This window comes from Caulobacter sp. P4_E5 (assembly GCF_056401555.1).
In genome coordinates this window covers 26570-52604 of record NZ_JBFUJD010000009.1, presented here as the reverse complement: position 1 = coordinate 52604, position 26035 = coordinate 26570, and the positions used below count along the sequence as shown (strand labels likewise).

The following is a 26035-nucleotide window of genomic DNA, read 5'->3' as shown; positions in this document are numbered from 1 at the left end:
GGCGCGGCACCGGCCGTTCAAATCTCCTTTAGCGCCTCGACCCCGCCGCCGCTGGCCGGCGTCACCGCAAAGCGCTTCAACACGCTGGTCTCGTATTTCGGCTCGAAAATCGTCGACACCGCCATCAGCTCGCCCGTCGCCTTGCCGTGCTCGAGGGTCAGCAGCAGGAAGCCCTTGGCGCTGGGGTGGACGTATTTCACTTCCTTGTTCCGCTGCACGAAGGCCTCGCCCAGCGGTACGTCGGGCAGGACGTCGCCATAGCCCGGCGAGGTGACCGAGGTCGCGCCGAACTCGGCCGCCACGCGGGTCTTGCCCGCGTCGTCCCACAGCTCGTTGGCCCAGAACATGTGGCTGTCGCCGGCCAGCACGATCGGGCGGGCCTTGGCCGCCGTGAGAATGTCGTAGACCCGCTGGCGATCGGCCGGATAGCCGTCCCAGGCGTCCAGGTTCGAGGGGATGTCATAGGCCGACATCGACACCGTCTGGGCGACGCGCTTGCGGACATATTCGGGCAGCTTGGCCAGCAGGGCGGCGAACTTCTCCTCGCCCATGGTCGCCTTCAGGTCCGGCGGGGCGACGCGGGCCATGACCACCTGGTTGCCCAGCACCTGCCAGGCGGTATTGGCCTTGACCGAGGCGCCGACTTGCGAGGCCAGCCACTGCTCCTGGCCCTCGCCCATCATCCGGTGCGCGCTGTCCTTCCACTTGGTGGTGAAGGCGGCGACGTCGGGCTTGCCGTCGACCATCGGCATGTCGACGTCGTAGTCCAGCTCGTGCGTGCGAGCCGACAGCCGGGTCTCGACCATCAGCAGGCTGGCGACGTCGCCGAACTGGAAGCCGCGCCAGGCAGCCTCGGGCAGGCTGCCCGGCCCGGTGTCGGCGATCGGCATCCACTCGTAATAGGCCTTCAGGGCGGCGGCCTTGCGCGTCGCCCAGTCGCCTTCCGTCTTGGGATCGTGGTTCTCGGCCCCGCCGATCCAGCTGTTGTCGGCGGTCTCGTGGTCGTCCCAGACCACGATCCACGGCGCGCGGGCGTGGGCGGCCTGGGTGGCGGGGTCGGCCTTGCACTGGGCATGACGGCGGCGATAGTCGGCCAGCGTCAGGATCTCGTGGGGCGGATCGGGCATCCGCGACTTGGCCACCGGCGAGTTCATGCCGTAGTCGCCGGGCGCGCCGCCGTACTCGTAGATGTAGTCGCCCAGGTGCACGACCGCGTCGACGCGCGGCAGCTTGGCGATAGCGTCGTAGGCGTTGAAATAGCCGTTCGGGTAGAGGCTGCAGGAGACCACGGCCAGGACGACATCCTTGGTCGCGCCGGCCGGCAGGGTCCGCGTGCGTCCGACCGGCGAGGTCACGACGCCGCCCTCCTGGTTGCGGGCCTTGAAGCGGTACCAGTACTCGGTCCCCGGCTTCAGCCCGTTGCCGTCCATGTCGTGCTTGACCGTCCAGTCGCGGCTGGCGCGGGCGCGCAGGCCCATGCTGGTGTTGATCAGCGTCTTGAAGTCCGGATCGGCCGCGACCTCGAGATCCAGGTCGATGTCGCCGGTCGTGGCCTGCTTGGGCGTCACCCGGGTCCAGAAGATCACCGAATGAGCCTCGGGGTCGCCGCTGGCCACCCCGTGCTCGAAGGCGACCGGACCCTTGTACCAGTTGATCGGGGCGGCGGCGGCTTCGCTGGCGGCGGCGCCCGACAGGCCTAGCAGGCCCAGAACCTTGCGGCGGTCGATGTTCATCCCAGCTCTCCTCGACAATGGCCTGTCATCCCGGCCGTAGCGAAGCGGAGAGCCGGGACCGCGGCAAGCTCGAAGCTTGCGGCGGTCCCGGCTCGGCGCGCTGCGCGCTTGGCCGGGATGACAGTTTTTAACGACGGAACGTCACGCCCACGCCCATGAAGCGGGGCTTGCCGGCGATGAAGGTCGGGATGCCGAAGCTGTCGCCGGTGTTTCCGGCGTCCTTCAGGTAACGCTCGTCGCCGAGGTTCTCGACGAAGGCCTCGACCTTCCAGCGGTCGTCGACAGCGCCAAAGCCCAGGCGGACGTTCAGCAGGCCGTAGGCGTTCTGGAACTCGTCGACCGCTCTGTCGGGGAACAGGCCCGCCGACTGCAGGTCGGTGCGATCGTTGTCGTCGTCGAAGAACATCTTCGAGCGCCAGGTGTAGGTCGGGGTGAAGGTCAGCTTGCCGCCCAGCGCCTCGCGGCTGAACGCGGCGCCGACCGAGAAGGTCTGGTCCGGCGACAGACGGAAATGGTTGCCCTCGCGCAGGCCGGTCTCCAACCGGGCGTGGTTGTAGGCGTAGGTCCCGAACAGGGTCCAGAAGTCGCCGGCCTGGACGCGGGCCTCGCCCTCGAAGCCATAGGCCTTGGCCTTGCCGGCATTCAGGGTCACCACCTGCGCGCCCTGGCGGAAGCTGGTGGCGAAGTTGTCGTAGTCGTAGCGGAACACCGAACCCGACAGGTAGAGGCGACCGCCCATCAGCTTGCCCTTGGCGCCGGCCTCGTAGGAGTCGACCACCTCGGAATCGACGACGTTGAAGCGCGGCTGGCCCAGCGGCGTCGCCGGGGCGCTGGTCGAGATCACGTCCGGGCGACGACCGCGCGCGAACGACGCGTAGAGGCTGACGGTCTCCGACGGGGCGTAGCGGCCGACCAGTCGCCAGGTGACGCCACTGTCGTCGATCGACCGGGAGAAGGTGTCGCCGTTGTTGGCGGTCGGCTGGGCGATCAGGCCCACGGTCGGGAGCAGCGGATTGTTCACCGCGTTGGGCTGGGCGGCCAGGAACAGGTTGGTCGGGGTCGGGGCGGCCAGCAGGATACCCAGCACCGAGCGGCCGTTCTGCACGCCCGAACGGTAGGCCGCCTCGCGGTCCTCGCTGGTGTAGCGGACGCCGGCGGTGATCTCGAACTTGTCGGTCAGCTTGAACGTGCCGTCGGCATAGACGTCGTAGGCGGTGTTCTCGCCGTAGTTGGCGAATTCCTCGCGGTGCACCGGCTTCAGGTTCGAGACCAGGCCGGGCGCGAGGGCGGCGGGAATGCCGAAGCCCAGCTGCAGCACCTGGGCCAGGTAGGCCGGGTTGGTCAGCACGGCCAGCGGCTGCGGGTTCGGGCGGCTGATCCCTAGCGGCGTATTGCCGGCCAGCAGGGCCAGGACCAGGCGTTCGTCCATCTGGCCCGGGATCCGCCACGAGCCCGTCTCGTGGAAGTAGTTGGCGCCGACGAAGCCGCTGAAGCGGCCGCCGGCGTCGTAGTTCAGGCGCAGTTCCTGGCTCTGCTGGCGACCTTGCGCGTCCTCGGCGAAGGTCAGGATCGGCAGGGACGAGCCGTCGGGATCGAACACCTCGTTCGAGTGGAAGGCGCGGGTGGCGGTGATCGACGACAGGCTGAGGCTGTCATTGATCTTGTACTCGGCCAGAGCGGTGAGGCCGTAGACCTTGCGGTCCAGGCCCAGCGGCTTGCCGCCCTCGAAGCCGGCGCCCGGCGACAGGGTCGCGGCCGAGCCGACGCCGGTATCGCCCAGGATCTCGCCGGTGATCGGGTTGGTCGGATTGAAGGTGTGGCTCTTGAACGAGGTGCCACTGGTGTCGTCGACCTGGTAGTTGCCGATCAGGTCCAGTGTCAGGTTCCCCGGCTCCAGGTGGTAGGCCAGGCGCACGGCCTTGGTGTCGGTCGAGTTGTAGGCGTCGCCGCCGGCCGCGTCCTTCACATAGCCGTCGACCTGGCGGGTGCGGGCCGCGATGCGGAAGGCCGAGCCGTTCTCGAACGCGAAATTGACCATGGTCTCGCCGACCAGATAGCCGCCCGTGCCGCCCTCGGCCTTCAGCGCCCAGTCGAAGTTGGCCGGATTGGCCTTGTTCTGCACCAGGTTCACCGCGCCGATCAGGGCGCCGCGGCCGAACAGGGTCGATTGCGGGCCCTTGGCGATCTCGACCCGCTCCATGTCGAACAGCTCGACGTAGGAGCCGCGCGAACGCGAGATCGGCACGCCGTCCTGATAGATCGACACCCGCGTCTCGTCGGTGGCCGAGCCCGAGTCCGAGGTGATGCCGCGCATCACGAAGCCGGAATTGTTGTTCGACTGGTTCTGGACCAGGAAGCCGGGGGTGAAGGCCGACAGCTCGTCGAACGCCTTGACCCCGATGGCCTCCAGGAACTTGCCGGAATAGGCGGTCACCGCGATCGGCACCTCGACCGGGTCCTGGGCGCGCTTCTGGGCGGTGATGACCAGCTCGCCCAGGTTGGTGGCCTGCTCGTTGTTGGCCGGCGCCGGCGCGTCTTCGGCGGCGAAAGCCGGGACGGCGGCGGCCAAGGCCAGCAGGCTGGCGGTCAACAGTGTGGTGGTGCGAAAGGCGCGCATCGACTATCCCCCTCGAAACGATACTCAACTCGGCCGTAGGCACGGCGCGTGTCGAAGACGCGACGGACCTGTGAAGGAGCGATGAAACCCCCGGTGGAAAACAGGCTGGACCAGGCGGACGACAGGCTGGATGACGAGGTCCTGGACGAGAGCGCTCTCGAACCGGGCGCCGACGGCGGCGGCGGTCACCTGCTGACCGCCGACCTGCCCGAGGCCTTGGCCGGTCAACGGCTCGACAAGGTCCTGGCCCCGCTGTTTCCCGACCTGTCGCGCGCCCGCCTGCAGGCCCTGATCGGCGAGGGCCGCCTCTCCCTGGACGGCCAGCCGATCACCGACGCGTCGCGCAAGGCCAAGACCGGGACCTACACCCTGCTGGTGCCGCCGCCGACCCCGGCCGAGCCCGAACCCGAAGCGATCCCGCTGACCGTGCTCTACGAAGACGCGCACCTGATCGTGGTCGACAAGCCGGCCGGCATGGCCGCCCACCCCGCGCCCGGCAGCCTGACCGGCACCCTGGTCAACGCCCTGCTGCACCACTGCGGCGACAGTCTGTCGGGTGTCGGCGGCGTAGCGCGGCCGGGTATCGTCCACCGCCTGGACAAGGACACCTCGGGCGTCATGGTCGCGGCCAAGACCGACGCGGCGCACAAGGGCCTGTCGGCGCTGTTCTCGACCCACGACATCGACCGCCTCTACATCGCCCTGACCCGCGGCGCGCCATCGCCGGTCGCCGGCACGATCGAGACCCGCCTGGGCCGCTCGCTGACCGACCGCAAGAAGATGGCGGTGCTGAAGTCCGGCGGTCGCGAGGCGATCACCCACTACACGGTCGAGGCAGTGTTCGGACCTCAAGGCAAGCGGTCGGGCGACAAGCCGCTGGCCGCCCGCGTCGCCTGCCGGCTGGAGACGGGCCGCACGCACCAGATCCGCGTCCACATGGCCAGCAAGGGTTCGCCCTGCCTGGGCGACGGCGTCTATGGCGCCAGCCCGCCGGCGACCGCGGTGCGCGAGCAGATCGCGGCGGCGGGCCTGAAACGCCAAGCCTTGCACGCGGCGGTGCTGGGCTTCGTCCATCCGATCACCGGCCAGGCCCTGCGGTTCGAGACGCCCCTGCCGCCGGACATGGCGGCGCTGGAGGACGGGCTGAAAACCCTCTGACGCCGGAAATAGGCGAAGCTTGCGCCCCGGCAACAAAAGCGCCCTAATTGCGCTGGCTTGGCGCTCTAGGGTGTCGGTCCTGTCATCGTGGAGCGTACCATGCGGCCCTATCTCGCGATTATCGCCCTCGGCGCCGCAGCCATCCTGGCCGATCCCGCCTTGGCGACCGCCGCGCCCGACGACGAAGTCATCGCCACCGCGCAAGCCAAGCCGACCGCCGCCGCCCTGGCCGCCGCCGCGGCCCAGACCCCCGCGCCGGTCGCCGCGACCGCCGTGCGGCCGCTGACCACGCAGGAACAGGTCGCCGCCTTCCTTGCCGCCAACCCGACCCCTCAGTACGACGACGGCCCGCGCGGCCTGGTCCCGGCCGATCGGGACGAGAACGGCAAGCGCAAGGTCCACGGCTCGATGGGCGTCTCGGTCGGCACCGGCGGCTATCGCAGCACCTATGCCAGCGCCCTGTTCCCGGTGGGAGAAACCACCACGGTCGGCATCGCCGTCTCCCAGACCAAGTTCGGCAAGAACGGCGGCTATATCGCCGACCCATATGGCTATGGCCCGGGCGGCTATTATGACGGTTACGGCGGCTATGGCGGCTATGGCTACGGCCGAGGCCTGCGCGCGCGCGGCGGCGAGCGCCAGTCCGTCGCGCTGTCGGTGATGTCCGGCGGCCCCGGCCGCGGCGACACCACGCCCGACGGCTGCGCGCCCGGCTTCCGCGCCGACGGCCGCTATGTCGAACCGCTGTGGGTCGAAGGCATGCGCGACGGCGCCCATCCGTGCGCGGCCGCCAGCCCGGCTCGCTGATCGCGAGAATCTGTTTTCCGGCGCCGCCGTTCGCTGATGTTTAACGGCTTGCGCGCCATGGTGCGCGCCTCGGGCGTCTGAGGCTTATTAATGCAGCCGGAAATCACTGCTTATCGCCATCCCTCGACCGGGACGGTGACCTACCTGATCGTCGATCCGGCTACCTTCCTCTGCGCCATCGTCGACCCGGTGCTGGACTTCGACCTGGCCACCGAGGCCGTCGACACCAGCTTCGTCGACAAGATCATCGCCGACATCCGCGCCAAGGATTTGGGTCCGACCTGGATCCTCGAAACCGGCCTGCACACCGGCCATCTCTCGGCCGCCGGCCACCTGAAGTACGAGACCGGGGCCTCGATCTGCATCGGCGCCGGCGTGGTCCAGAGCCTCAAGCGCCTGGCTCCCAAACTGGGCGAAAGCGGCGTCGACCTGGACGGCTGGGACTTCGACAAACTGGCCAAGGACGGCGAGGCCCTGCCGATGGGCGGGCTGGAGATCACCGCCATCGCCCTGACCGGCCGCCTGCCCGGGGCGGTCGCCTACCGGATGGGCGACGTCGTCTTCACCGGCGACCTGCTGCTGGCGCCGGACGAGGGCGCGGGCCGTTGCGACGTCCCCGGCGCTGACCCCGGCAAGGCCTGGGACGACGCCCGCAAGTTCCTTCAGCTGCCGCCCAAGACCCGCGTCCTGCCCGGCCTCAGCGCGGCCGAGCCGCGCGAGTCGACCGTGGCCGAGGAGAAGGCCGCCAACATCCAGCTGAACGACAAGATCGACCGGCTGGACTTCATCGCCCTGCGCACCGCCGCCGACGCCTTCCTGCCCGACCCGGTGCTGGCCCCGGCCGCCCTGCGCGTGGCCGTCCGCGCCGGCCGCTTGCCGCCAGAAGCCGAGACTGGTCCGCGTTTCCCGGCCGTCGACCTCTCCACGCTCTAGGCTCTTACCGTTCTTTTTGGAAACCCACTTGCTTGCCGCGCTGGCGCCGCGCATATGGTTCGCACGCGAAGCATATGGAGACGACGGCCATGGCCGAGGATTTCAGCGCCGCCCTGACGGCGGGCCAGGTCGGCTTTCTTCCGGACCTCCTGGGCCTGCAATGGATCGAAGCGCGCCCGGGCTATGTGAAAGGCCGCTTCGAGGTCGACAAGCGCCACATGGCCCCCAACGGTTTCCTGCACGCCGCCAGCGTCATCGCCTTGGCCGACTCGGCCAGCGGTTACGGCTGCATGGTCTCGTTGCCGGAAGGGGCAACCAGCTTCACCACCATCGAGCTGAAGTCGAACTTCCTGGGCACGGCCCGCGAGGGCGGCGTGGCGGTCGAGGCCAATCTGGTCCACGGCGGCCGCAACACCCAGGTCTGGGACGCCGTCGTGACCCACGAGACGACCGGCAAGACCATCGCGCTTTTCCGCTGCACCCAGATGATTCTGCGGCCAAAAGGCTGAAGGCCAAAAAGCTTGGAGAAAGCGTCTCCGGGGGGCTTGCTTCCCGACGGCGACGCCGCTAGGTATCGCGCCCTCGACCTCGGGCGGCTTGCAAAAGCCTCCCCGAACGGCGGCCTGGAGAGGTGGCAGAGTGGTCGAATGTACCGCACTCGAAATGCGGCGTGCCTGGAAGGGCACCGTGGGTTCGAATCCCACCCTCTCCGCCAGCCACCCCCCAATCAGCGCCAAGACGTCCCAGGGCATCCGGTAAATCCCGCGCCACCGATGGGCTAGCGGGCGCGGGTTGTCCCGCCCGTGGCAAAACCCGGCTTCAAAAGCACGTGCTCCGAAATCCAGCAGAGCCTCGCTTGCCGCCACAGGCTGTGGACCAATCTGGAACCGACCTTAACGCTCAGCCGGTGCGCGATCTAAAAGACGCCTCGGATYGAAACCGTCACGGCGCGACCATCGTAGTCGTTGGCGCGCGGAACCTGCTCGATGTTCTGGTATTGGATGCGCCGGGCGTTGGTCAGGTTGTAGACGTCGACGGTCAGATTCAGCCGCTCGTTCACGGCGAAGGCGATCGACGAGTCGATCTGGCCGCGCGCCTTGACCCTGCTTGTCCCGCCCGTGAACGAATTCAATCCCGACAGAATGTACTCGTCCCGATAGTTGTAGACGACGCGCACGCCCAGGCGCTTGGTCTCATAGTAGCCGATGACGTTGTAGCTGCGCGCTGAAACGCCGGGCAGGATGGCGGGCGATCCGTCGGGATTTCGGCCCTCAAGCCGGGTCAGCGAATAGTTGATGACGCCCCCAAAGTTCCGCCAGAAGCCGGACAGGAAATCCAGGTTCTGTTGCAGGCTGAATTCCAGGCCCGTCACCCGCAACGGCCGCTCCTGGTTGAAGTTGCCGGTGGCGGTGATCACCGCCGGCTTTCCGCCCACCAGGATGTCGCTGAGACACTGATCGCCATGGATCGTCAGGTGGCCCAGGCCGAAGGCCGTGGCGTCGGCGGGGCACAGCTTTTCAAGGCGGTTCTCGACCGTCGCCAGGTTGCGGATGTCCTTGCGATAGGCGTCCAGGGACACCATCCCGCCCGAGCGGTTGTACCACTCCAGCGAAACGTCGTGAGACCAGGCTGTGAAGGGCGTCAGGTCATAGCCGCCATAGGTGATGGCGAACCCTTGGTCCGTGGCGATCACCGCGCTGGCCGGGCTGAGGTTGCGCGGTTGGGGGCGCACGAAGGTCTTGTAGGACGCCAGCCGCAGGATCAGCGTGTCGCTCAGATCGGCGGCGACCAGCAGCGACGGCGACCACTGGCCGTAGTCGCTCTCGAACCGCGCCGGCTCATAGCGGACGTCGCCAGACAGGTCGGTGTTGCGATTGAGCGTGACGATGTCCTGCTGGGTGTGCTCGTAGCGCAAGCCCACATTGCCCCGGATCGGCAGACCCAGCATGTGTCGATCGAACCGTCCTTGGACATAGGCGGCGCTTGTCAGGCCGGAAACCCGGAAATTGTTCGCCGAGTACGAGTCGCTCGCTGGGTCGTTGATCCAGCCGGTCGTCGTCAGCAGGTCGCCAGACTGCGGGCTGACCGGCTGCAGGCGCGCGACGGCGTAGTCGTAGTCGATGCTGGTGAAGGGGTTCAGATAGCCCGGCGCCGCGCCGCCGAAGAAGTCGGCCGCATAGGCGCTGTTCTTGAGAAAGCTGGCGTCGATGTTCTGGGTCCGCACGCCCTTGGCGCTAGTCCGGTAGCCGCGCGAAGCAAAACGCGTGCGCTCCAGCCTCATGCCGCCCGAGACGGACGAAAGCGGGCCCGCGGAAACAGATCGATCGATGTCGAGCTGGGCCGCGTCGATCGCATTCCGCGTATAGCCGGAGGATCCGGCGACCACGAGCTGATCCCCGACGCTGTTCTGCTGGAACGCTGGATTGGCCGTCGACAACCAGGTCCACGGTCCGGGCGTCACCGGCGGCGCGGCTCGCGGCGCCAGGGTCAGGATGTATCGCCGGATATCGCCGCCGCCGGAGACGAAGGATCCAGAAACGCCATTGCCGCTAGCCTTCGAGACGTTGCGCCAGTCGATCTGGGTCTGGGTGTAGTCATAGACCCCGCGCGAGCTGATCAGCGCTCCGGTCGCGCTCCAGGGCCCCGCCGTCCACTGCGTTCGGCCGTTCAGGCTCCAGGACTTCTGGACGATCGGCTCCGAGCGGAGGGAGGTGTTGATCTGGACGTTCGAGAAGTCCAYGGCGCTGACGTAGGCCAGACCATCCGACAGCCGCTGCACGGCGCCCGTCGGCGCGACGCGCGTGGTCGCCGGGCGCATGTCGACCTCGTTCATCTCGGTGAAGTTCTTGGCCAGGGCGCGGCGCGTGAAGAACCCCTCGAGGCTGAACTTGAGATGGGTCGAGGGAGCGTATTCGACGCCGGTCGTCGCGGTCAGGAGTTTGCCTTCGTTCAACTTGACCACTTGGCGCACGTCGGAGGGAAACAGCACGCCRGTGCGGGCCCGCCGCCCCGTGCCCGAGGCGCTGCAGGCCTCGCCTCGCGCGCAGCCCCCATCCGCCGCCAAAGGCGCGAAATAGTCCGCGTACAGGGCGTTGAAGCCCGGAGTCAGGTCATTGAGCGGCGTGTACTGGTTGAAGTTGATCGAATCCCGGCGGAAGCGCTCCTTCTTGAAGGCCACGACGCCGAACGCGGCCAGGTTGGGCCGGAAATGATGGGCGGCCGACAGCGTCATAGCGGGCGTGGCCAGATCGCCCAGGCTGTCCTGTTCATAGGAGATCTTGTAGGCCGCGCCGTCGCGGCGGCTGAGGGCCGACTGGATCTTGAGGTCGATATTGCCGCTCAGCCCGCCCGACTGGTCCGAGGCCGACGGCGACTTGTTGATGGTGATGGCCGAGAAGATGTCGGAGTTGAACGCCCCCAGCGGCGTCGAGGAATCCAGCATCGGCTCGGCGAAGGCCTGGCCGTTGATGGTCGTGCGCGCGAACGTCCCCGGCAGGCCGCGCAGGTTGATCGTGGCGTTGCGGGACTCGGCTTCTCGATTGATCTGTACGCCGGTGATCCGTTGGATCGCCTCGCCGACATTGAGGTCGGGAAAACGCCCCAGACCATCCGACGAGATGGAGTCTGTGATTCCGGGATTTGAACGCTTCATGCGGATGGCGTCGGCATAGCTCTGGCGGAAACCGGTGACGACGACCGACGTCACGACCGTCGCCCCCTCGGCCGTCGCAACAGGGTCGACGGGCCTGGGCGCGGCGCGCTTGACGATCAGGACCGCGCCGTTGGGGCGAAGCTGCGCCACCAGACCGGTGCCCTCCAACAAGGTTCGCAGCGCCGCCTCGGTGTCGAGCGCGCCGACCAGCGCCTGGGTCGTGACGCCCTTGAGGTCCGCGCCATTGGCCAGCACCTGCAGGCCTGACTGACGGAAGAAGGCCTGCAAAGTCTCCACCGCCGGCCCGGCGGCGATATCGAAGCGCTTCAACCGCGCCTGCGCCTGGACGTGACCGGCGGCCAGCAGGAGGCACGTCGCGACCGTCAGCGACAGCCGTTCCCCTCCTCGACCGCGACTGGTCGACGACGCCATCCAGCGCTCACCCTTCCCTCTCGGCTTCTTCGATCCCGTATGCGATCGCGAGCCTGTTCTTGGCCTTCGGACTAGCTTCGGTCCGATGGCGTATTGGCCGGCCTTTTCCCACCCACCGTTAGGCGCTCGCCCGTCCGGCTCACGGGGACATTCATCAGCGCCTGGACGGCGTCGACGAACTGCTCCGGCTGGTCGGCGCGATACTGGCCGACCAGGCGCTGCGCGCCCAGCGCGGGATCGGCGATGACGATCTTCAGCCTGTTGTAGCGGTTGAACTCCAACGCGGCCTCGGCCAGCGTCTGATTGTTCAGGATGATGTTGCCCTCGCGCCAGGCCAGTCTGCGCTCGACCTCTTGCGGCGCGGCGCGCACCGAGATCGGCTCGGCGCGATAAGGCACGAACGCCTGCTGGCCGGCCGAGATGCGCCTGGCGCCGCCCGCCCCGCCGGCGTTCCAGGCCTCGACCACGCCCTCGGTCACCAGGACGTCGGCCCCTGTCGTCCGCCGCCGGACGCTGAATGCGGTCCCGACGGCCCTGACGGAGACCTCGCCGGCCTCGACGACGAACGGTCTCTCGGGGTTCTTGGCGACTTCGAACAGGGCTTCGCCGCTGACGAGGACGACGCGGCGCAGCTTGGGCGTCATGCTTACTTCGAGGCGGCTGTCGCTGTTCAGGCTGGCGATGGACCTGTCTTCGAGCGGGACCTTGCGGACCTCGCCCAAGGTTGTCGTTAGGGTTTTGTCGCCCGCGAGGCGCGGCCCCAACACCATGACGGTCAACCCCGCCGCCGCGCTGGCCGCGACACCGGCGCCGAGGACGACGCGGCGGGACGGCCGCTGAGCGGCGCTCGCCCTCGCGGTCCGGCGGGGCGACTCGGGTCGCAGATTGGCCTGGACGGTCGCCTTGTCCAGGCTGCGCCAGATCGCCTGGGCTCGTAGATAGGCCCCTTGCTGTCGCGGCCCGGTGTCGTACCAGGTCTCGAAAGCGCGCTGCGCCTCTTCGTCCAGCGGACCCGATGACTGGCGCACGACCCAATCGGAGGCTTCCTTGTCGATCGGCGACATCAGCGACCGAGCCGCGCCGGAATGCGGGACCGACCGGAGCGCTGAGCCTCGCGATCGCCCGAGACGCTGACCCGCGCGACCGTGTCGGAAATGATGTGCATGCCGCGCATGGTCTCCTTCTCGACCACGTTCTCGCTGAGACCCAGTTGCCGCGCGGTTTCGGCCTGCGACAAGCCATAGACCTTGCGCATCTGGAAGACGTCGCGGCAGCGCTCCGGCAACCTGGCGATGACGCCCAGCACCCATTTCAACTCGGCGCGCGCCATCGTCACCCGCTCCGGGGACGGAGCGCCGTCGAAGACGGCCAGTTCGTCCAGACTCTGGGCCGCTTCGATATTGACCACTCGCTTGCGGCGCAGGTGGTCGACGACGAGATTACGGGCCATCTGGAAGACGTAGTTTCGCGGGTCGTCGATGTGGTCGACGGACCGCATCTTGAGGAAACGATAGTAGATGTCCTGGACCAGGTCGTCGACTTCGTCCGCGGCGCCGCAGATGTACCGCAGCTTCCGACGCAGGTCCGCTTCGAACGGGACCACGTGCGAGCTGACCCAGGCGACGATCTCCGGATCAGCTCCGCGCATGGGACATTCCAAGGCGCCCAGCATCCATGTTCGTCCCTCCCGAAGCCCGGCCCTATTCCAAGGGCTTGAGGGCCATGCGACGTCCCGGCGGGGCCGACGGCCAACCTGGCGTGGACCCAAACAACCTATGCGTTCCATTATTTGGAACGGAAGGTCATATACTGACATCATCTTTAAGGCGGGCGGAGTCGTCAATCGAATAGCGCGCCGGGCAGGTAGAACGCCCCGGAAGATCTTTCCCGCGCGGGTGTTCACCGCTCCTGGGACCGCAAGGTCATGAACAGCAGGGTGGTCGGATCGGGAATGTCGGGCGCGGCCATGTCTCGGTGTGGCGGGCGAGCATTCCAGACCAAGGCGTAGACCTCACCCTGATCACCCTGCGCGTTGACGATGTTGACCTGCATGTCATCGGGCGTCTTGACCACCGCCTTGAGCTGGTCGGCGAGCGATACGACCGGCCGCGCCTCGACCAGGGACAGGTCCGAGGACCGCACGATGAAGTCGATCGACTGGCCAAGCCGGATCACCGGAACCTTCAGCAGCCCATCGCCGATCGGCTGGGCGCCGCCGACGAAGATCTCCGACTTCAGTGACCCGCCGCCCGAAAAGTCCCAGCGGTAGTTCTTCCACTGGCTGATCTGGGCCCGTTCCCAGCCTGTTTTCGAGGCCTTGCCCAGGTAGCGCGCCAGGTAGATCTGCGTGTTCCCGGCGGAATCGAACTTGTGATAGGTGATCGTCACCCGCCCCTGCTCGTCGAAGCCCAGCAGCGTGTTGTTGTTGATCATGCCGCCCCGCTCGGGGACGGGATCGACGATCTCGGCGTCCTTCAGCTTGATCGGCAGCGGCAGCGGCGTCCCGTCCGCCTTGAACCAGTGGATCAGATCCGGGCTCTTGGCGTAGCTGAGATCGTGGTTCGTCTCGGCCATCGGCGTTTCGCGCCACACCCAGGCGATGTGGAACCCGTTGTCCGGCCCGATCACCGGCCCCATGAAATAGGCGTTGCGCTGGCCTTCCCCGTCGACGAGCGGCGCGGCCGTCAGGCGCGCCCATTTCCCCGTCTCGGCGTCGAGCACATCGTAGATTTCGTCGCCGTTACCGCTGGAGCCGTTGCGGTACTTGAAGATCAGGCGGCCGGCCCGATCGCGCAGAAAGATCGGATAGGTCGCCGAGCGCTCCAGCTTGACGTCGACCAGTTCGGCGACGCGCTTGAGCGTGYGCACATCCCCGGACGGGTCCGAGACGAACATGGTCATCGGGCTGGAATGCATGTTGGCCGCCACGTGCAGGCGGCCGGCGGCGTCCTCGGCGATGGCGATGTAGTTGTGGCTGTCCCAGTCGTTCCAGGTGTCCAGCTTCTGGTAGGTCCACCCGCCGCCCGTCTTGCGCCGACGCGCCACGGTCAGCTGGCGATTGGCGTCATAGTAGCCGATCACGATGTCGGCCTTGGTGGTCACCAGGGCGAACCGCACGCTGTGCCCCGACCAGACCCGGTCGATCGCCTCGGTGGAGACGACCTGCGCGCTCATGGTCGGCGAGGCTCCGGGCGATGGCGTGAAGGTTTGGGCCTGTGCCGCGCCACACCAGAGCGCCGAGGCGAAAAGCAAGCTCGATACGAAACGGTTCATCGCGGAAGGGCGTCCTGATCTGGTGCGACAAGCAGGCGAAGGGCGGGCAAAAAATCGCCAGGCGGGCGGGACGACCCGCCTGGCGCAGTTTGCCTAGAACGAGCCGCGCAGGGTCAAGGTGTAGGTCCTGCCGTCATAGTCATTGGCGCGCGGCATGGTCTCGACATTCTGGTACTGGGTGCGGCGCTGGTCGGTCATGTTGTAGGCGTCGAACGACAACGCGAACCGGTCGTTGAGCGTGTAGGACAGCGACGCGTCCAGCTGCCCACGCGCCTTCACGCGGCTGGCCCCGCCGGTGAAGGTGTTGCCGCCGGACAGGATGTACTCGTCACGATAGTTGTAGACGATGCGCGCGCCGTACTTCGCGGTCTCGTAGAAGCCGATGACGTTGAAGGCGTTCTTCGAAACGCCGGGCAGGATCGCCTTGGTCCCGTCGGCATAGGTCCCCGAAATCTTGGCGTAGGAGTAGTTGAAGACGCCGCCGAAGTTCTTCCAGAAGCCCGGCAGGAAATCGAAGTTCTGCTGGATGCTGATCTCGACGCCGTCGACCTTGATCGGCTTGTCCTGGTTGTAGTTGCCGCTGATCTGGACCACGGCCGGTTGGCCGTTGACCAGGATGTCGCTCTGACAGGTCGTGCCGTTCAGCGACAGATGACCCAGGCCATAGGCGGTCGCGTCGGCCGGGCACAGACGGCTGAGGCGGTTCTCGGCGATCACCAGGTCGTTGATCGTCTTGTGATAGACGTCGACCGACACCAGGCTGTTGGCGCGATTGTACCATTCCAGCGAGATGTCGTGCGAGACGGCCGTGTAGGGCTTCAGGTCATAGCCGCCATAGGCCAGCTGGAAGCCGTTGCCGGTCTTGGTCAGCGAGGTCGTCGGGCTGAGGTTGCGCGGCTGGGGCCGGACGAAGGTCTTGTATGACGCCCCACGCAGCACCAGCGTGTCGGTCAGGTCCGCCGCCAGCATCACCGACGGCAGCAGATTGTCGTACTTCTGCCGATAGATCGTCGGCGTGTAGGTGACGGCGCCGGCGGCGTCGAACGTCTTGTTCAGGGCGTTGATGGTCTGATCGGTGGACTCGTAGCGCGCCCCAAAATTGCCGCGCACCCGAACGCCGAGAACCTCGGCGTCGACCTTGCCCATCAGATAGGTCGAGGTGATGTCGTTCTTGACCGAGAAGTTGAACGCCGAATACGAGCCGTTGGTCGGATCGTTGATCCAGCCCGACGGCGTAACCAGATCGCCCGCCGTCGTCGTCACCGGCTGCAGGCGCGAGACCGCGCGGGCGTAGTCGATGCTGTACCAGTTGCGCGCATAGGCGCCGCCCGAGCCGCCGAAGAAATCATCGGCGTAGGGGCTGAGCTTCAGGAAGCTGCTGTCGACGTTCTGGCCCTGGACGCCCTTGGCGCTGGTCCGGTAGCCCCGCGACCTGAACTCGGCGCGTTCGGCCCTTACGCCGGCGACGATGCTGCTCAGTGGTCCCTTTTCGATGAACCGCTCGATGTCGCCCTGAGCCGAGTTGAGCTCGTTGGTCAGATAGCCCAGGCTGCCGGCCACGATCAGCTGGTCGCCGGCCGCGTTCTGCGCCGTAGGGCTGTTGCCCGCGCCTTGCCAGACATAGGGACCCGCCGTGACCGTGGGCGCGCCGCCCGGGTTGAGCGACATCAGGTATTTGCCGATGTCGCCGTTGCCGGAAAAGAAACTGCCCGACACGCCGTTGCCGGCGGCCTTGGCCAGGTTGCGGACGTCGATCTGGGTCTGGACCAGGTTGTTCGAGGCCTTGGACGTCACCAGCGTGCCGGTCAGGCGCCAGGCGTCGGTGCGGTACTCGGCGTTGGCGCTGACGTCCCAGGTCTTCTGGACCGTCGGCTCCGAGCGGAAGGAGCGGTTCACCTGGGCGTTCGAATAGTCGAAGGCGTTGATGTAGTTGAAGCCGTCCGCCAGCGTGAACACCGACCCGGTCGGGTTGACGGCCGTCGTGGTCGGGCGGGCGTCCACCTCGAGCAGATCGGTATAGTTCTTGTCGAGGTTTCGCCGCGTGTAGAAGCCGCTCAGCCCGACCTTCAGCGCCTCGTTGACGCGGTATTCGAGGCCGCCGGCGGCGGTCCACAGGTCGCCTTCGTTGTATTTGACGATCTGGCGGTTGTCGGAGGGGAAGAGCACGCCGTTGGTGGCCTTGGCGCCGGTGCCCCACGGGCGGCACTGCTGGCCCGAAGGACAGGCCGCGCCCCCCGCCGGGGTCGGCGCGTAGTAGGCGGCGAGATTGGTGTTCGGCGTCGTCAGCGCGTTCAGCTGGGTATATTGGACGAAGTTGATGGAATCCCGGCGGAACTTCTCCTTCTTGTAGGCGACCACGCCGAAGACGGCCAAGTCCGAGGTGATGTGCTTGTTGTAGCCCAGCGTCATGGCCGGGCTGTTGAGATCGCCCAGCTCGTTGGCTTCATAGGCCAGCTTGATCGTGCCGCCGTCGCGGCGGCCAAGGGCCGGGCCGATCTGCAGGTCGATGATCCCGCTCATGCCGCCGGACTGATCGGCCGCCGACGGCGACTTGATGATCGAGATGGCCGAGAAGATGTCGGAATTGAACGCGCCCAGCGGCGTGGACGAGTCCAGGATCGGCTCGGCGAACGCCTGGCCGTTGATGGTCGTGCGGGCGTAGGTGCCGGGCAGACCCCGAAGATTGATCGTGGCGTTGCGGGACTCGGCCTCGCGATTGATCTGGATGCCGGGCAGACGCTGGATAGCCTCGCCGACATTGAGATCGGGGAAACGGCCCAGGCCGTCGGACGAGATGGAGTCGGTGATGCCGGCGCTGTCGCGCTTCATCCGCACGGCGTCGGCGTAGCTCTTCTTGAAGCCCGTCACGACGACTTCGGTCACCGTCTCGGAGTCCTTCGCGGCGCCGGCCGTGGCCTGCGCCTGGGCCGAGGCCGATAGCGCGATGAAGCTCGTCGACGCGAGCATCAGCGTCCACGTCGTTCGACCGATCTTGAGAGTCATCTGGTTCGTTTCCTCGGTTTGCCGTTCAGCATTGTTGTTTGCTGGAGCAAGCCAGGACCCGCCCCCCGACACCGAAACGAGCGGCCAGATTTTTTCCGCCGATTTTTTTGGAATGATGGTTCGAGGCCGCCCGGCGCGCTGGATCTGAAGTATCGCGGGACAAGCCCTCGGATCGCGTCGCCGACAGCCTCTCGCGCCTTGGTCTGGCCCAGGTTTCTCCTAAGTCTGATCCAYGGAGGGCGCATGGACTCACCGACACCACACCTGATCCTGGCTCACGAGGGCCCGGTCCCGCTCGATATCCTCGAAGCCTTCCAGGCGGCCGTGGCGGTCGATGGCCTGGAGTTTCGCCGCGAAGCGCGAATGGGAACACGGGCGTCGGGGTCGATGACGCTTCTGGCGTTCAGCGGCGTTGGTCTTTTCCTGACCAAGGCCTATTTCCACGACCCGCTCAGGGCCTTGGGCCCGGCCCATGCTCCGGTGCTCGACTCCGCCCTTCGTGAGCTTGGTCGGCGCTTGATGGCGTTGCCGTTCCGGCGCGCGCCAGCGCGAGATTCAGCCGCGGTCGAGGATCGGTATTCTCCCGTCCTTTCGGTGTGGACGGAGCGCGACGCCGATAGCCGCTTCAAGATGCTGATCCCGGCCGATCCGTCGCCCGCGGGCCTGGACGCCGCGCTCAGCGCGTATCTCGCCTTCGCTCAGGCCTATCACGCCGGCGCACTCGAGCCCGAGGACCTGGAAATCCTGGCTGGCGTGCGGCCCCTCGCCGGTGTCGCGCTCCTGGCCTACGATGACGCCAGCGGCACCATCCAGCCCGTCGATCCTTTCGAAGGACGGGGGGTCGTGGCGCGGTGATCTGGCGACGCCGCGCTCAGGCGGTCATCCACGCACGCGCCTCAAGGCTAGATCGGCCTCATCCGGCGTCGTGACGACCAGATGCTTGCGGTTCGGAAACAGCCCGTCCATCGCCTGCGCCAACAGATAGAGATACGGATCGCGGCTGATCAGAAAGCTCCAGGCCGGCTCGTTGACCGGAGGGAACACGGCCGCCAGCCGCGAGAGATGGGACACCTCGGCGTCGTCGTCGAAGGCGTCGCGGAAATCGATGATCCAGTCCCACTGGCAAACCCGGGCATCACGCTGGACCAGATCGATCGTCCAAGCCATCGCGATATTGGCTCTGCGAACCATTCTCAGGTCAAGATTCAAGACTTTCCGCGATTCATCAAGATCGTAGCGAATCAAAGTTCACCCCCGATGAAGAATCTTGGCTTCAGAAGAAAAACCCGAAAGCGGATCTGAAATAACAGTTCCAATTCATCTTGGATATTAAAATGATAAATTGTATCTACACCTGCCAATACGATCTTGGCGGCGCATGAGACTCTGTCACTCGCGCGGATCCGGACGGGTATGCGGCGCCTTCGATAGACTGACCGCGAGCCGCGATTCGCGGCGCCGCCGCTAATCATCACAGGTCAGCCATGATGCTCGCCGCCAGGACCGCCGAGACCGTCCGGTGAAGGAAAAGCGCCCCGCCCCGGGCGAGGTCCCGTCAATCCTGAAATGGACGGGCAGCAAGCGCAGCCAAGCGGCCGAGATCGTCCGCCTGGCCCCGCCGCATGCGCGCTATGTCGAGCCGTTCCTGGGTGGCGGGGCGGTGCTTTATCATCTGGCCCAAGAAGGGGCGGTGGCCAGCGACCTCTATGCGCCGCTGATCGGCTTCTGGAAGATGGCCCAAGCCGAGCCGCAAGCCCTAGTCGCCGACTATGCCGACCAGTGGAGGCGGCTGCAGGACGACCTGCCCGGCTATTTCTACGCCGTCCGCGACCGCTTCAACGCCGAGAAGCGTCCGGAGGACCTGAACTTCCTGATGCGGACCTGCGTCAACGGCTTCGTCCGCTTCAGCCGCGACGGCGATTTCAACAACTCGTTCCACCTGTCGCGCAAGGGCATGTTGCCGGGAAGCTTCGCCAGGGCGGTCGAGATCTGGTCGACGCGCCTGCGGGGGGTGGAGTTCGTCGCGCGCGACTATCGCGAGACCCTGGCTCAGACGCGGGCCGGCGACTTCGTCTATCTCGACCCGCCCTATGCCGGAAACAAGCAGCGCTATATCGGCGGGATCGACGAGGCGGCGCTGTTCACGGCGCTGGACGACCTGAACCGGCGCGGCGTGCGCTGGGCCCTGTCGTTCGACGGCCGCCGCGGTGAAACGATCTACCGAGCCGAGGTGCCCGAGGCGCTCTATCGGCGCAGGATGGCCCTGGTCAGCGGCTATTCGGCGGTGGCCAAGGTGCTGAACGGCCCCGTCGAGACAGTGTCCGAGGCGCTCTATCTGAGCTGGTAGCTAGTCCAGCTCGAGCGGCGGACGGCCGCTGTCCTTGGGCGCGGCGCGGAACTTCTCGGGGTTCAGCATGGCCTCGACGCGCTTGAGCAGGTCACGAGGGCCGAACGGCTTGACCATATAGCCATCGGCGCCGGTCTCCATCGCCTGGCGCACGGTGGCGGCGTCGTCGCGCGCGGTCATCATCATCACCGCCGCCTTGAGCCGCTGGTGCCTGCGCAGGCGCAGGAGGTCGAGGCCGGTCATCCCCGGCATGTTGATGTCCAACAGCACGAGATCCCAGCGCGAGGCCTGCAGCGCCTTCATGCCCAGTTCGGCGGTCGCCGCCGACGCGACGTTGTAGCCGGCCTGGGCCAGCACCAGCTCGGCGAACTGGCGCACCACGGCGTCGTCATCGATGACCAGGACGGCGGCGGACGCGGCCACGACGAGCCTCCTTAGTGCAGCCGCTGGGCGGCCTGCCGCACCGGTGCATCGGTAGCGGCGAGATCCACCTCCCAGCGCCGAGCGACCGCGATGGTCCGCGCGACGAGGCCGCGTGTCAAATCCAGAGCCTCGCGATGGTCGCCGCCGCCCTCGATCGCGGCCTCCAGGTCGCGGCAGGTCCGGGAGAGATCCAGGAAACCCATCATGCCCGCCGAGCCGGCCAGAGCGTGGGCGTCCTCGCGCACGGCATCGGCGTCGTCCTGGGCGAAGCGGCTCTCCAGCTGGGCCAGCAGGATGGCCAACAGCGCGCGCACGGCGGACGCGCCCATCGACTCCACCAGATACTGGCGCGCCTCCACGTCGGCGTCGGCCGCCGTCTGGGCGGCCGGAGCGGCGCGGAAGATCATGTCCAGCACCCGTTCCAGCGCGCCCGGATTCAGCGGCTTGGTCAGGTGGTCGTTCATGCCGGCCGCCTCGCAGCGGGCCAGGTGTTCGGGCTGGGCGCTGGCGGTCAGGGCCACGATCGGGATCTCGGCGAACGCCTCGCCCGAGGCGCGGATCGCCCGGGTGGCGGCGAAGCCGTCCATCACCGGCATCTGGCAGTCCATCAGGACCAGTTCATACGGTCCCGCCCCCAGCGCCTCGATCGCCTGGGCGCCGTTCTCGGCCAGGCCGATCTCGCAGCCGTACTTGCTGAGCAGGGCCAGCATCAGCTCGCGGTTCAGCTCGACGTCGTCGACGACCAGGATGCGGCGGCCGGTCAGGCGCAGCGGCTCGGCCTCGGGCCCGCGCTTGACGCCGCCGCCCTCGCTGGCGCCCAGCGGCAGGGCCACCTCGAACCAGAAGGTCGAGCCCTTGCCGACCGTGCTCTCGACGCCGATTTCGCCGCCCATCAGGGTGATCAGCTGGCGCGAGATGGCCAGGCCCAGGCCGGTGCCGCCGTAGTGGGCCGACACCGACGAGCCGGCCTGGACGAAGCGGTTGAACAGGCCCTCCAGCTTGCCTTCCGCGATGCCCGCGCCGGTGTCGACGATCTCGATCCGCAGGCGCGGGGCGGCGTCGTCGCCGCCCACCCGCGTCAGGCTGGCGGTGACGCCGCCCTTCCCGGTGAACTTCACGGCGTTGGACAGGAGGTTCAGCAGCACCTGGCGCAGACGGCCGGCGTCGCCGACCACGCTGACCGGCGCGTCGGCGTCGATCATGGTCTTCAGACGCAGGTCCTTGGCCGCCGCCTGAGGCTCCAGCAGGGCCACGGTCTGGCGCAGCAGCTCGATCGGATCGAACGGGGCCGCGTGCAGCTCCAGGGCCGCCGCCTCCAGCTTGGAGAAGTCGAGCACGTTGTCGATCACCGCGTGCAGGGCTTGGCCGGCGCCATGCACCAGCTCGATGCGACGCTGGTCCTCGGGCGCCAGGCCCCGGCTCTCGGTCAGCAGGCGAGTGAAGCCGATGATGCTGTTCAGCGGCGTGCGCAGCTCGTGGCTCATATTGGCCAGGAAGTCAGCCTTGGAGCGCATGGCCGCCTCGGCGTCGAGGTGCGCCTGGGCCAAGGCGTCTTCCTGTAGCTTCTGGGCGGTGACATCGCGGATCACGTCCAGGAAGCCGGTCGGCTCGCCGCTGACCTCGTCGCGGATCAGCACGGGGTTCGACTCGACCCAGATCCAATCGTCGGTGCGCTTGTGGCGCACCCGCCAGCGCACGCGGCCCGCCGGTTGGCCGGTGACCAGTCCCGCGAAGGCCGCGTGCAGCGATGCGGCGTCCTCGGGATGGGTGATCGCCAGAGGGGTGTCGCCCAGCCGCTCTTCCGGCGTGTAGCCGATCACCGCCTCGCAGGCTGGCGAAACGAACGTCGACCGCCCCCGCAGATCGCTGGTGACGATGACGTCGGTCGTGTTCTCGGCCATCAGCCGGTAGCGGTTCTCGATCGCTCGGCGGGCGGTCTGGTCCTGGATCTGAGCGATGAAGTGCCGGGGCGCGCCGTCCGCGCCGCGCACCAGCGACACCGAAAGCCGCACCCAGATCGTCGCGCCGTCCTTGCGGATATAGCGCTTCTCCATCTGGTAGCGCGGGATCTCCCCGGCCAGCAGCTGCCGCAGGAACTCGAGGTCCGCCTGCAGATCGTCGGGATGGGTGATGGTCTGAAAATCCAACGCCCGCGCCTCGTCCAGCGGATAGCCGACGATCTGGCAGAAGTTGTCGTTCAGCTTGACCAGGCGGCCGTTCAGATCGACCAGCGCCATGCCGATCGGCGCGTGATGGAAGGCGTTCTCGAACAGCTCCTCCTGGGCCCGCCGCTCGGAAATATCGTGCATCAGCGCCGTGAACTGCCAGCCGTCCTCGGTCCGACAGGCGCTGATCGCCAGTTCGATCGGGAAGACCGTCCCGTCGCGCCGCAGAGCCGGGACCTCGACCCGCCGGCCGATCATGTCGCTCTCGCCGGTCTCCATGAAGCGCTTGAGGCCCGCCGCCCGCGCCGCGCGCTGGTCTGGAGGAATGATCACCTCGCCGATCGAGCGCTCGAAGACGTCGACGGCGCTCCAGCCGAAGATCTTCTCGGCATGCTCGTTCCAGCCCGTGATCAGCCCCTTGCCGTCCATCGTGACGATCGCCTGATGGGCATGGGCGATGATGTTGTCGAGCCGCGCCTCGTTGGCGCGAAGGATCGACTCCAGCCGGCCGCGCTGCTGAGTCTCCCAGGCCGCGCGTTCCAGCGCCTCGGTCTTCTCGGCCAGCAGCTTCTCGCGCTGGTCGAACTCCAGCTGGCGCGACATCTGGGCGCCCAGCATCGAGGCCAGGATGCGCAGGATGTCGAGGTCGTCGTCGTCGAAGGCGCCGTGGCGCTTGGAGAACACCTTCAGCACACCCAGGACCTCGGTCGCGTGCGTCAGCGGAGCGCACGCCGTCGCGCCGTCCCCAGAGGCGGCCGCGTTCTGTCCCAACAGCCCCTCGGTCCGCTTCTGGCGGTCGCCGATCAGGGACCTGTCGCTGGCGGCGCGACAGACGAGCTCATCGCCCTCCACCAGCATGACCATCGCGCCCTTGGCGCCGGTCAGCGCGGCCAGATGCACGACGATCGCCGCCATGAAGCCGTCGAGGTCGGGATCGGCCTCCGACAGCGCCTTCTGGGCCGAGGCCAGCCGGGTCATGCGGTCGAGGCGCGCGCGCAGGGTCGCGACGTCGTCTTCGGCGATCTCGACGGCCATGACGGACTTTCGGCTTCACCGCGCGGAAAATGCGGACCGTCCATCGGTGGCGCAAAAGGGTGAAGGGTGGGTTATCCATGATCCGTGCAACCCCCGCGCGCCCGGCCCGGACCCTGCGTTCGATCGACGCACGCCCGAACGGGACGGCTAGTCCGGTTCGTACCGATAGAAGCTGTTGACCGTCAGCCGCCCCACGCGCGGATCGAGGCTGATCGGCGTATCCGGCAGGATCCCGGCGTGCAGCAGGCGGCTGGGATAGACGATAATCCGATCGAAGACGGCCTCGACGGCGCCGATCCGCTCGAACAGGGCGTCGGAGCGCGTGATGTAGCCTGGAGCGATCGGGACGCGCTCGATCTGGCGGCGCAGGGCGGCGAAATAGGGCTTCGACTGATCGGAATCGACCGTCTCCAGCCCGGTCTCGCGATGGCGATAGAAGGCGGTGCCGCCGTGCTCGGGGCCGCACAGATAGTGCAGGATGGCCAGCTGGTTGGGCTCGGCGGTGTCGATGTGCGGCAGGCGCTGAACCACGGTCGCCTCGCTGGCCGGCGTCACGGCCATGGAAAGGGCGCAGGTCACTCCGGCCCGCCCGCCATCCGGCGCGCCGAACACCCGCGCCATGTGGGGACGCAGGGCCCTGACCAGGGCTTGGACGTAGACCGCCGGCGCCGGCGCGCGGACGCCGGGATAGAAGTTCGCGCCCGCCTTGACCGGGGCCAGCACCGCGACCTCGACGACGTGGTCGACCAGGGCTGGGCCGCCCGTCAGCAGGCCGTCAAGGATCAGCACCGGCGTGTTCGCAGTCCCGACCCTCAGAACCTCGACGCGCGGATCCGGTCGCGCTTCGAAGACCAGGTCGCTCACCGTCGTACGGTCTCGGCCGCCTCGGCCATGGCCTGGTCGGGCGCCTTGCTGGAGAAGCCGTGGGCATAGACCGCGTTCAGCAGGGCGCGGTGATCGGGCAGGCTGGACGCGGCGCGCTTGCCCGCCTCCTGCACGCGGATGAAGTCGGCGCGGGCCAGGTCGCCGTGGACGTGGGCGGCCGGATCGATCGTCGCCGGATAGCCCATCCCGTACAGAATGTACTGATAGTTGAAGTACTTGAAGCTCTCGTGGAGGCTGGGGAAGTCGAACACGTTGGGCGGTCGGTGCATCCACATCGCCAGGTGATCCTGCAGGCTCTCCGGGATCGAGGCGGGGTCGCAGTTGTCGGTCCAGAACGCGGTGTCGGTGCGCTGGCTGATGCAGTAGTGCAGCTTGATGAAGTCGATGGCTCGCAGGTAGCGGTCGGTCATGGCCTGGTTGAACTGACGCGCGGCGGCGTCGAGCCCGCCTCGGCGCGGCAGGTTGCGGGCCAGCATGTAGGCGGCGGCCTCGATCAGCACGATGCCGGTCGATTCCAGCGGCTCCAGGAAGCCGCCCGACAGGCCGACGGCTACGCAGTTCTTGACCCAGTGCGCCTGGCGATGGCCGACCTTCAGCTTCAGCAGGCGCGGCGTCAGGCCGTCGCCCGCCTTGCCGACATAGCCGCGTAGGATCTCTTCGGCGCGGTCCTCAGTCGTATGGCGGCTGGAGAAGACATAGCCCGTGCCGCGACGCTCGGGCAGGCCGATGTCCCAGGTCCAGCCGGCCTCGTGGGCGGTGGAGATGGTGGTAGTCGCGACCGGGGCGTCCGGCCGGTCATAGGGGATCTGCAGGGCCAGGGCCCGGTCGACGAACAGGGTGTCGCCCTTGTCGATCCACTCCGAGCCCATCGCCTTGCCGATCAGGGCGCCGGCGAAACCTGTGCAGTCGATATAGAGGTCGGCGGTCAGGTCGCCGTGCTCAGCGGTGCTGATCGACGCGATCGAACCGTCCTCGCCCTTGTTGACCGTCGTGACGTTGCCCAGCAGATGCTTGACGCCCGTGGCCTTGCCGACGTCGCGCAGCAGGTTGGCCAGCTTCCCCGCGTCGAAATGGTAGGCATAGGCCATCGGGCCGCCGTACTGCGGGTCGTCGATCCGCTTGGGCGCCCGGCCGGCGTCGCAGACCTTGTCCTGTAGGGTGACGGCGTCCGAGAACGGGATGTCGCCGGCCCCGCCCATCAGCCAATAGGGCGCCAGGTCCAGGCCACCGTTCAGCAAGCGGGGCTGGGCGAACGGGTGGTAGTAGTGGCTGTGGATCCCGTCCTTCGGCGCGGTCTTCCAGTCGACGAACTTGATGCCCTGCTTGAAGGCCGCCCCGGCCCCACGCATGAACTGGGCCTCGTCGATCCCGATCGTGCGCATGGTGTTCTGGATGGTCGGGAACGTGCCCTCGCCCACCCCGATGATGCCGATCTCGCTGGACTCGATCAGGGTGATGCGCACCCCGTCCGGCCGCGTGGTCCCCAGCCGCCGCGCCAGGTAGGCGGCCGTCATCCACCCGGCCGTGCCGCCGCCCACGATCAGGATGTCGTCGATCGGCCTATCCACGAGG

The 26035-nt window shown here is 67.5% G+C and carries 19 protein-coding genes and 1 tRNA gene; 8 read left to right on the top strand and 12 right to left on the bottom strand.

What is annotated here, in order from left to right:
- Positions 1 to 17: 17 nt before the first annotated feature.
- Positions 18 to 1733, bottom strand: a complete 1716-nt coding sequence (locus tag AC1DSO_RS04735; RefSeq protein WP_477067752.1) for an alkaline phosphatase D family protein — start codon at positions 1731 to 1733, stop codon at positions 18 to 20.
- 127 nt (positions 1734 to 1860) lie between these two features.
- On the bottom strand, positions 1861 to 4350 hold the full coding sequence (locus AC1DSO_RS04730) for a TonB-dependent receptor (RefSeq protein WP_477067751.1): 2490 nt from the start codon (positions 4348 to 4350) through the stop codon (positions 1861 to 1863).
- A gap of 105 nt (positions 4351 to 4455) precedes the next feature.
- Here AC1DSO_RS04730 and AC1DSO_RS04725 point away from each other — a divergent pair, with 105 nt between their 5' ends.
- The 5 genes from AC1DSO_RS04725 to AC1DSO_RS04705 all read left to right on the top strand — a co-directional run bounded on the left by AC1DSO_RS04725 (position 4456) and on the right by AC1DSO_RS04705 (position 7963).
- Positions 4456 to 5508: an RluA family pseudouridine synthase gene (locus AC1DSO_RS04725; protein WP_477067794.1), complete on the top strand. Its 1053-nt coding sequence runs from the start codon at positions 4456 to 4458 to the stop codon at positions 5506 to 5508.
- Positions 5509 to 5607: 99 nt separating this feature from the next.
- Positions 5608 to 6315: a hypothetical protein gene (locus AC1DSO_RS04720; RefSeq protein WP_477067750.1), complete on the top strand. Its 708-nt coding sequence runs from the start codon at positions 5608 to 5610 to the stop codon at positions 6313 to 6315.
- A gap of 90 nt (positions 6316 to 6405) precedes the next feature.
- Positions 6406 to 7248, top strand: a complete 843-nt coding sequence (locus AC1DSO_RS04715; RefSeq protein WP_477067749.1) for an MBL fold metallo-hydrolase — start codon at positions 6406 to 6408, stop codon at positions 7246 to 7248.
- Positions 7249 to 7337: 89 nt separating this feature from the next.
- Positions 7338 to 7757 (top strand): PaaI family thioesterase, encoded by a 420-nt coding sequence (locus tag AC1DSO_RS04710; protein WP_477067748.1) that lies wholly within the window; start codon positions 7338 to 7340, stop codon positions 7755 to 7757.
- A gap of 116 nt (positions 7758 to 7873) precedes the next feature.
- Positions 7874 to 7963 (top strand) — tRNA-Ser (locus AC1DSO_RS04705).
- A gap of 201 nt (positions 7964 to 8164) precedes the next feature.
- Here AC1DSO_RS04705 and AC1DSO_RS04700 read toward each other — a convergent pair.
- From AC1DSO_RS04700 to AC1DSO_RS04685, 4 genes are all read right to left on the bottom strand, one after another.
- Positions 8165 to 11332 (bottom strand): TonB-dependent receptor, encoded by a 3168-nt coding sequence (locus tag AC1DSO_RS04700; protein ID WP_477067747.1) that lies wholly within the window; start codon positions 11330 to 11332, stop codon positions 8165 to 8167.
- 71 nt (positions 11333 to 11403) lie between these two features.
- Positions 11404 to 12396 (bottom strand): FecR family protein, encoded by a 993-nt coding sequence (locus AC1DSO_RS04695; protein ID WP_477067746.1) that lies wholly within the window; start codon positions 12394 to 12396, stop codon positions 11404 to 11406.
- Complete coding sequence (locus AC1DSO_RS04690; protein WP_477067745.1) at positions 12396 to 12980, bottom strand: RNA polymerase sigma factor; 585 nt, start codon at positions 12978 to 12980, stop codon at positions 12396 to 12398. Before AC1DSO_RS04690 ends, AC1DSO_RS04695 begins: the two co-directional genes overlap by 1 nt.
- A 251-nt stretch (positions 12981 to 13231) precedes the next feature.
- Positions 13232 to 14506 carry a BNR repeat-containing protein gene (locus AC1DSO_RS04685; protein ID WP_477067744.1) on the bottom strand — a complete coding sequence of 425 codons (1275 nt, stop codon included), beginning with the start codon at positions 14504 to 14506 and terminating at the stop codon, positions 13232 to 13234.
- Between AC1DSO_RS04685 and AC1DSO_RS04680 the strand changes: the two genes are divergently transcribed.
- The gene (locus AC1DSO_RS04680) at positions 14505 to 14702 is read left to right on the top strand and encodes a hypothetical protein (protein ID WP_477067743.1); all 198 of its coding nucleotides are present in this window, start codon (positions 14505 to 14507) and stop codon (positions 14700 to 14702) included. The genes AC1DSO_RS04685 and AC1DSO_RS04680 overlap by 2 nt on opposite strands.
- Here AC1DSO_RS04680 and AC1DSO_RS04675 read toward each other — a convergent pair.
- Positions 14699 to 17608: a TonB-dependent receptor gene (locus AC1DSO_RS04675; RefSeq protein ID WP_477067742.1), complete on the bottom strand. Its 2910-nt coding sequence runs from the start codon at positions 17606 to 17608 to the stop codon at positions 14699 to 14701. The genes AC1DSO_RS04680 and AC1DSO_RS04675 overlap by 4 nt on opposite strands.
- A gap of 243 nt (positions 17609 to 17851) precedes the next feature.
- Between AC1DSO_RS04675 and AC1DSO_RS04670 the strand changes: the two genes are divergently transcribed.
- Positions 17852 to 18463, top strand: a complete 612-nt coding sequence (locus AC1DSO_RS04670) for a hypothetical protein (RefSeq protein ID WP_477067741.1) — start codon at positions 17852 to 17854, stop codon at positions 18461 to 18463.
- 24 nt (positions 18464 to 18487) lie between these two features.
- Here the strand turns inward: AC1DSO_RS04670 and AC1DSO_RS04665 are convergent, their stop codons facing one another.
- Positions 18488 to 18853, bottom strand: coding sequence for a hypothetical protein (locus AC1DSO_RS04665; RefSeq protein ID WP_477067740.1), 366 nt, complete (start codon positions 18851 to 18853; stop codon positions 18488 to 18490).
- 274 nt (positions 18854 to 19127) lie between these two features.
- Here AC1DSO_RS04665 and AC1DSO_RS04660 point away from each other — a divergent pair, with 274 nt between their 5' ends.
- Positions 19128 to 19955 (top strand): DNA adenine methylase, encoded by an 828-nt coding sequence (locus AC1DSO_RS04660; RefSeq protein ID WP_477067739.1) that lies wholly within the window; start codon positions 19128 to 19130, stop codon positions 19953 to 19955.
- Here AC1DSO_RS04660 and AC1DSO_RS04655 read toward each other — a convergent pair whose 3' ends face one another.
- From AC1DSO_RS04655 to AC1DSO_RS04640, 4 genes are all read right to left on the bottom strand, one after another.
- Positions 19956 to 20378: a response regulator transcription factor gene (locus AC1DSO_RS04655; protein ID WP_477067738.1), complete on the bottom strand. Its 423-nt coding sequence runs from the start codon at positions 20376 to 20378 to the stop codon at positions 19956 to 19958.
- A gap of 11 nt (positions 20379 to 20389) precedes the next feature.
- Positions 20390 to 23578, bottom strand: a complete 3189-nt coding sequence (locus tag AC1DSO_RS04650) for a PAS domain S-box protein (RefSeq protein WP_477067737.1) — start codon at positions 23576 to 23578, stop codon at positions 20390 to 20392.
- Positions 23579 to 23725: 147 nt separating this feature from the next.
- Positions 23726 to 24442 carry a DUF6445 family protein gene (locus tag AC1DSO_RS04645; protein WP_477067736.1) on the bottom strand — a complete coding sequence of 239 codons (717 nt, stop codon included), beginning with the start codon at positions 24440 to 24442 and terminating at the stop codon, positions 23726 to 23728.
- Positions 24439 to 26031, bottom strand: coding sequence for a tryptophan halogenase family protein (locus tag AC1DSO_RS04640; protein ID WP_477067735.1), 1593 nt, complete (start codon positions 26029 to 26031; stop codon positions 24439 to 24441). The genes AC1DSO_RS04645 and AC1DSO_RS04640 overlap by 4 nt, the downstream gene beginning before the upstream one ends.
- Between the last annotated feature and the right edge of the window lie 4 nt (positions 26032 to 26035).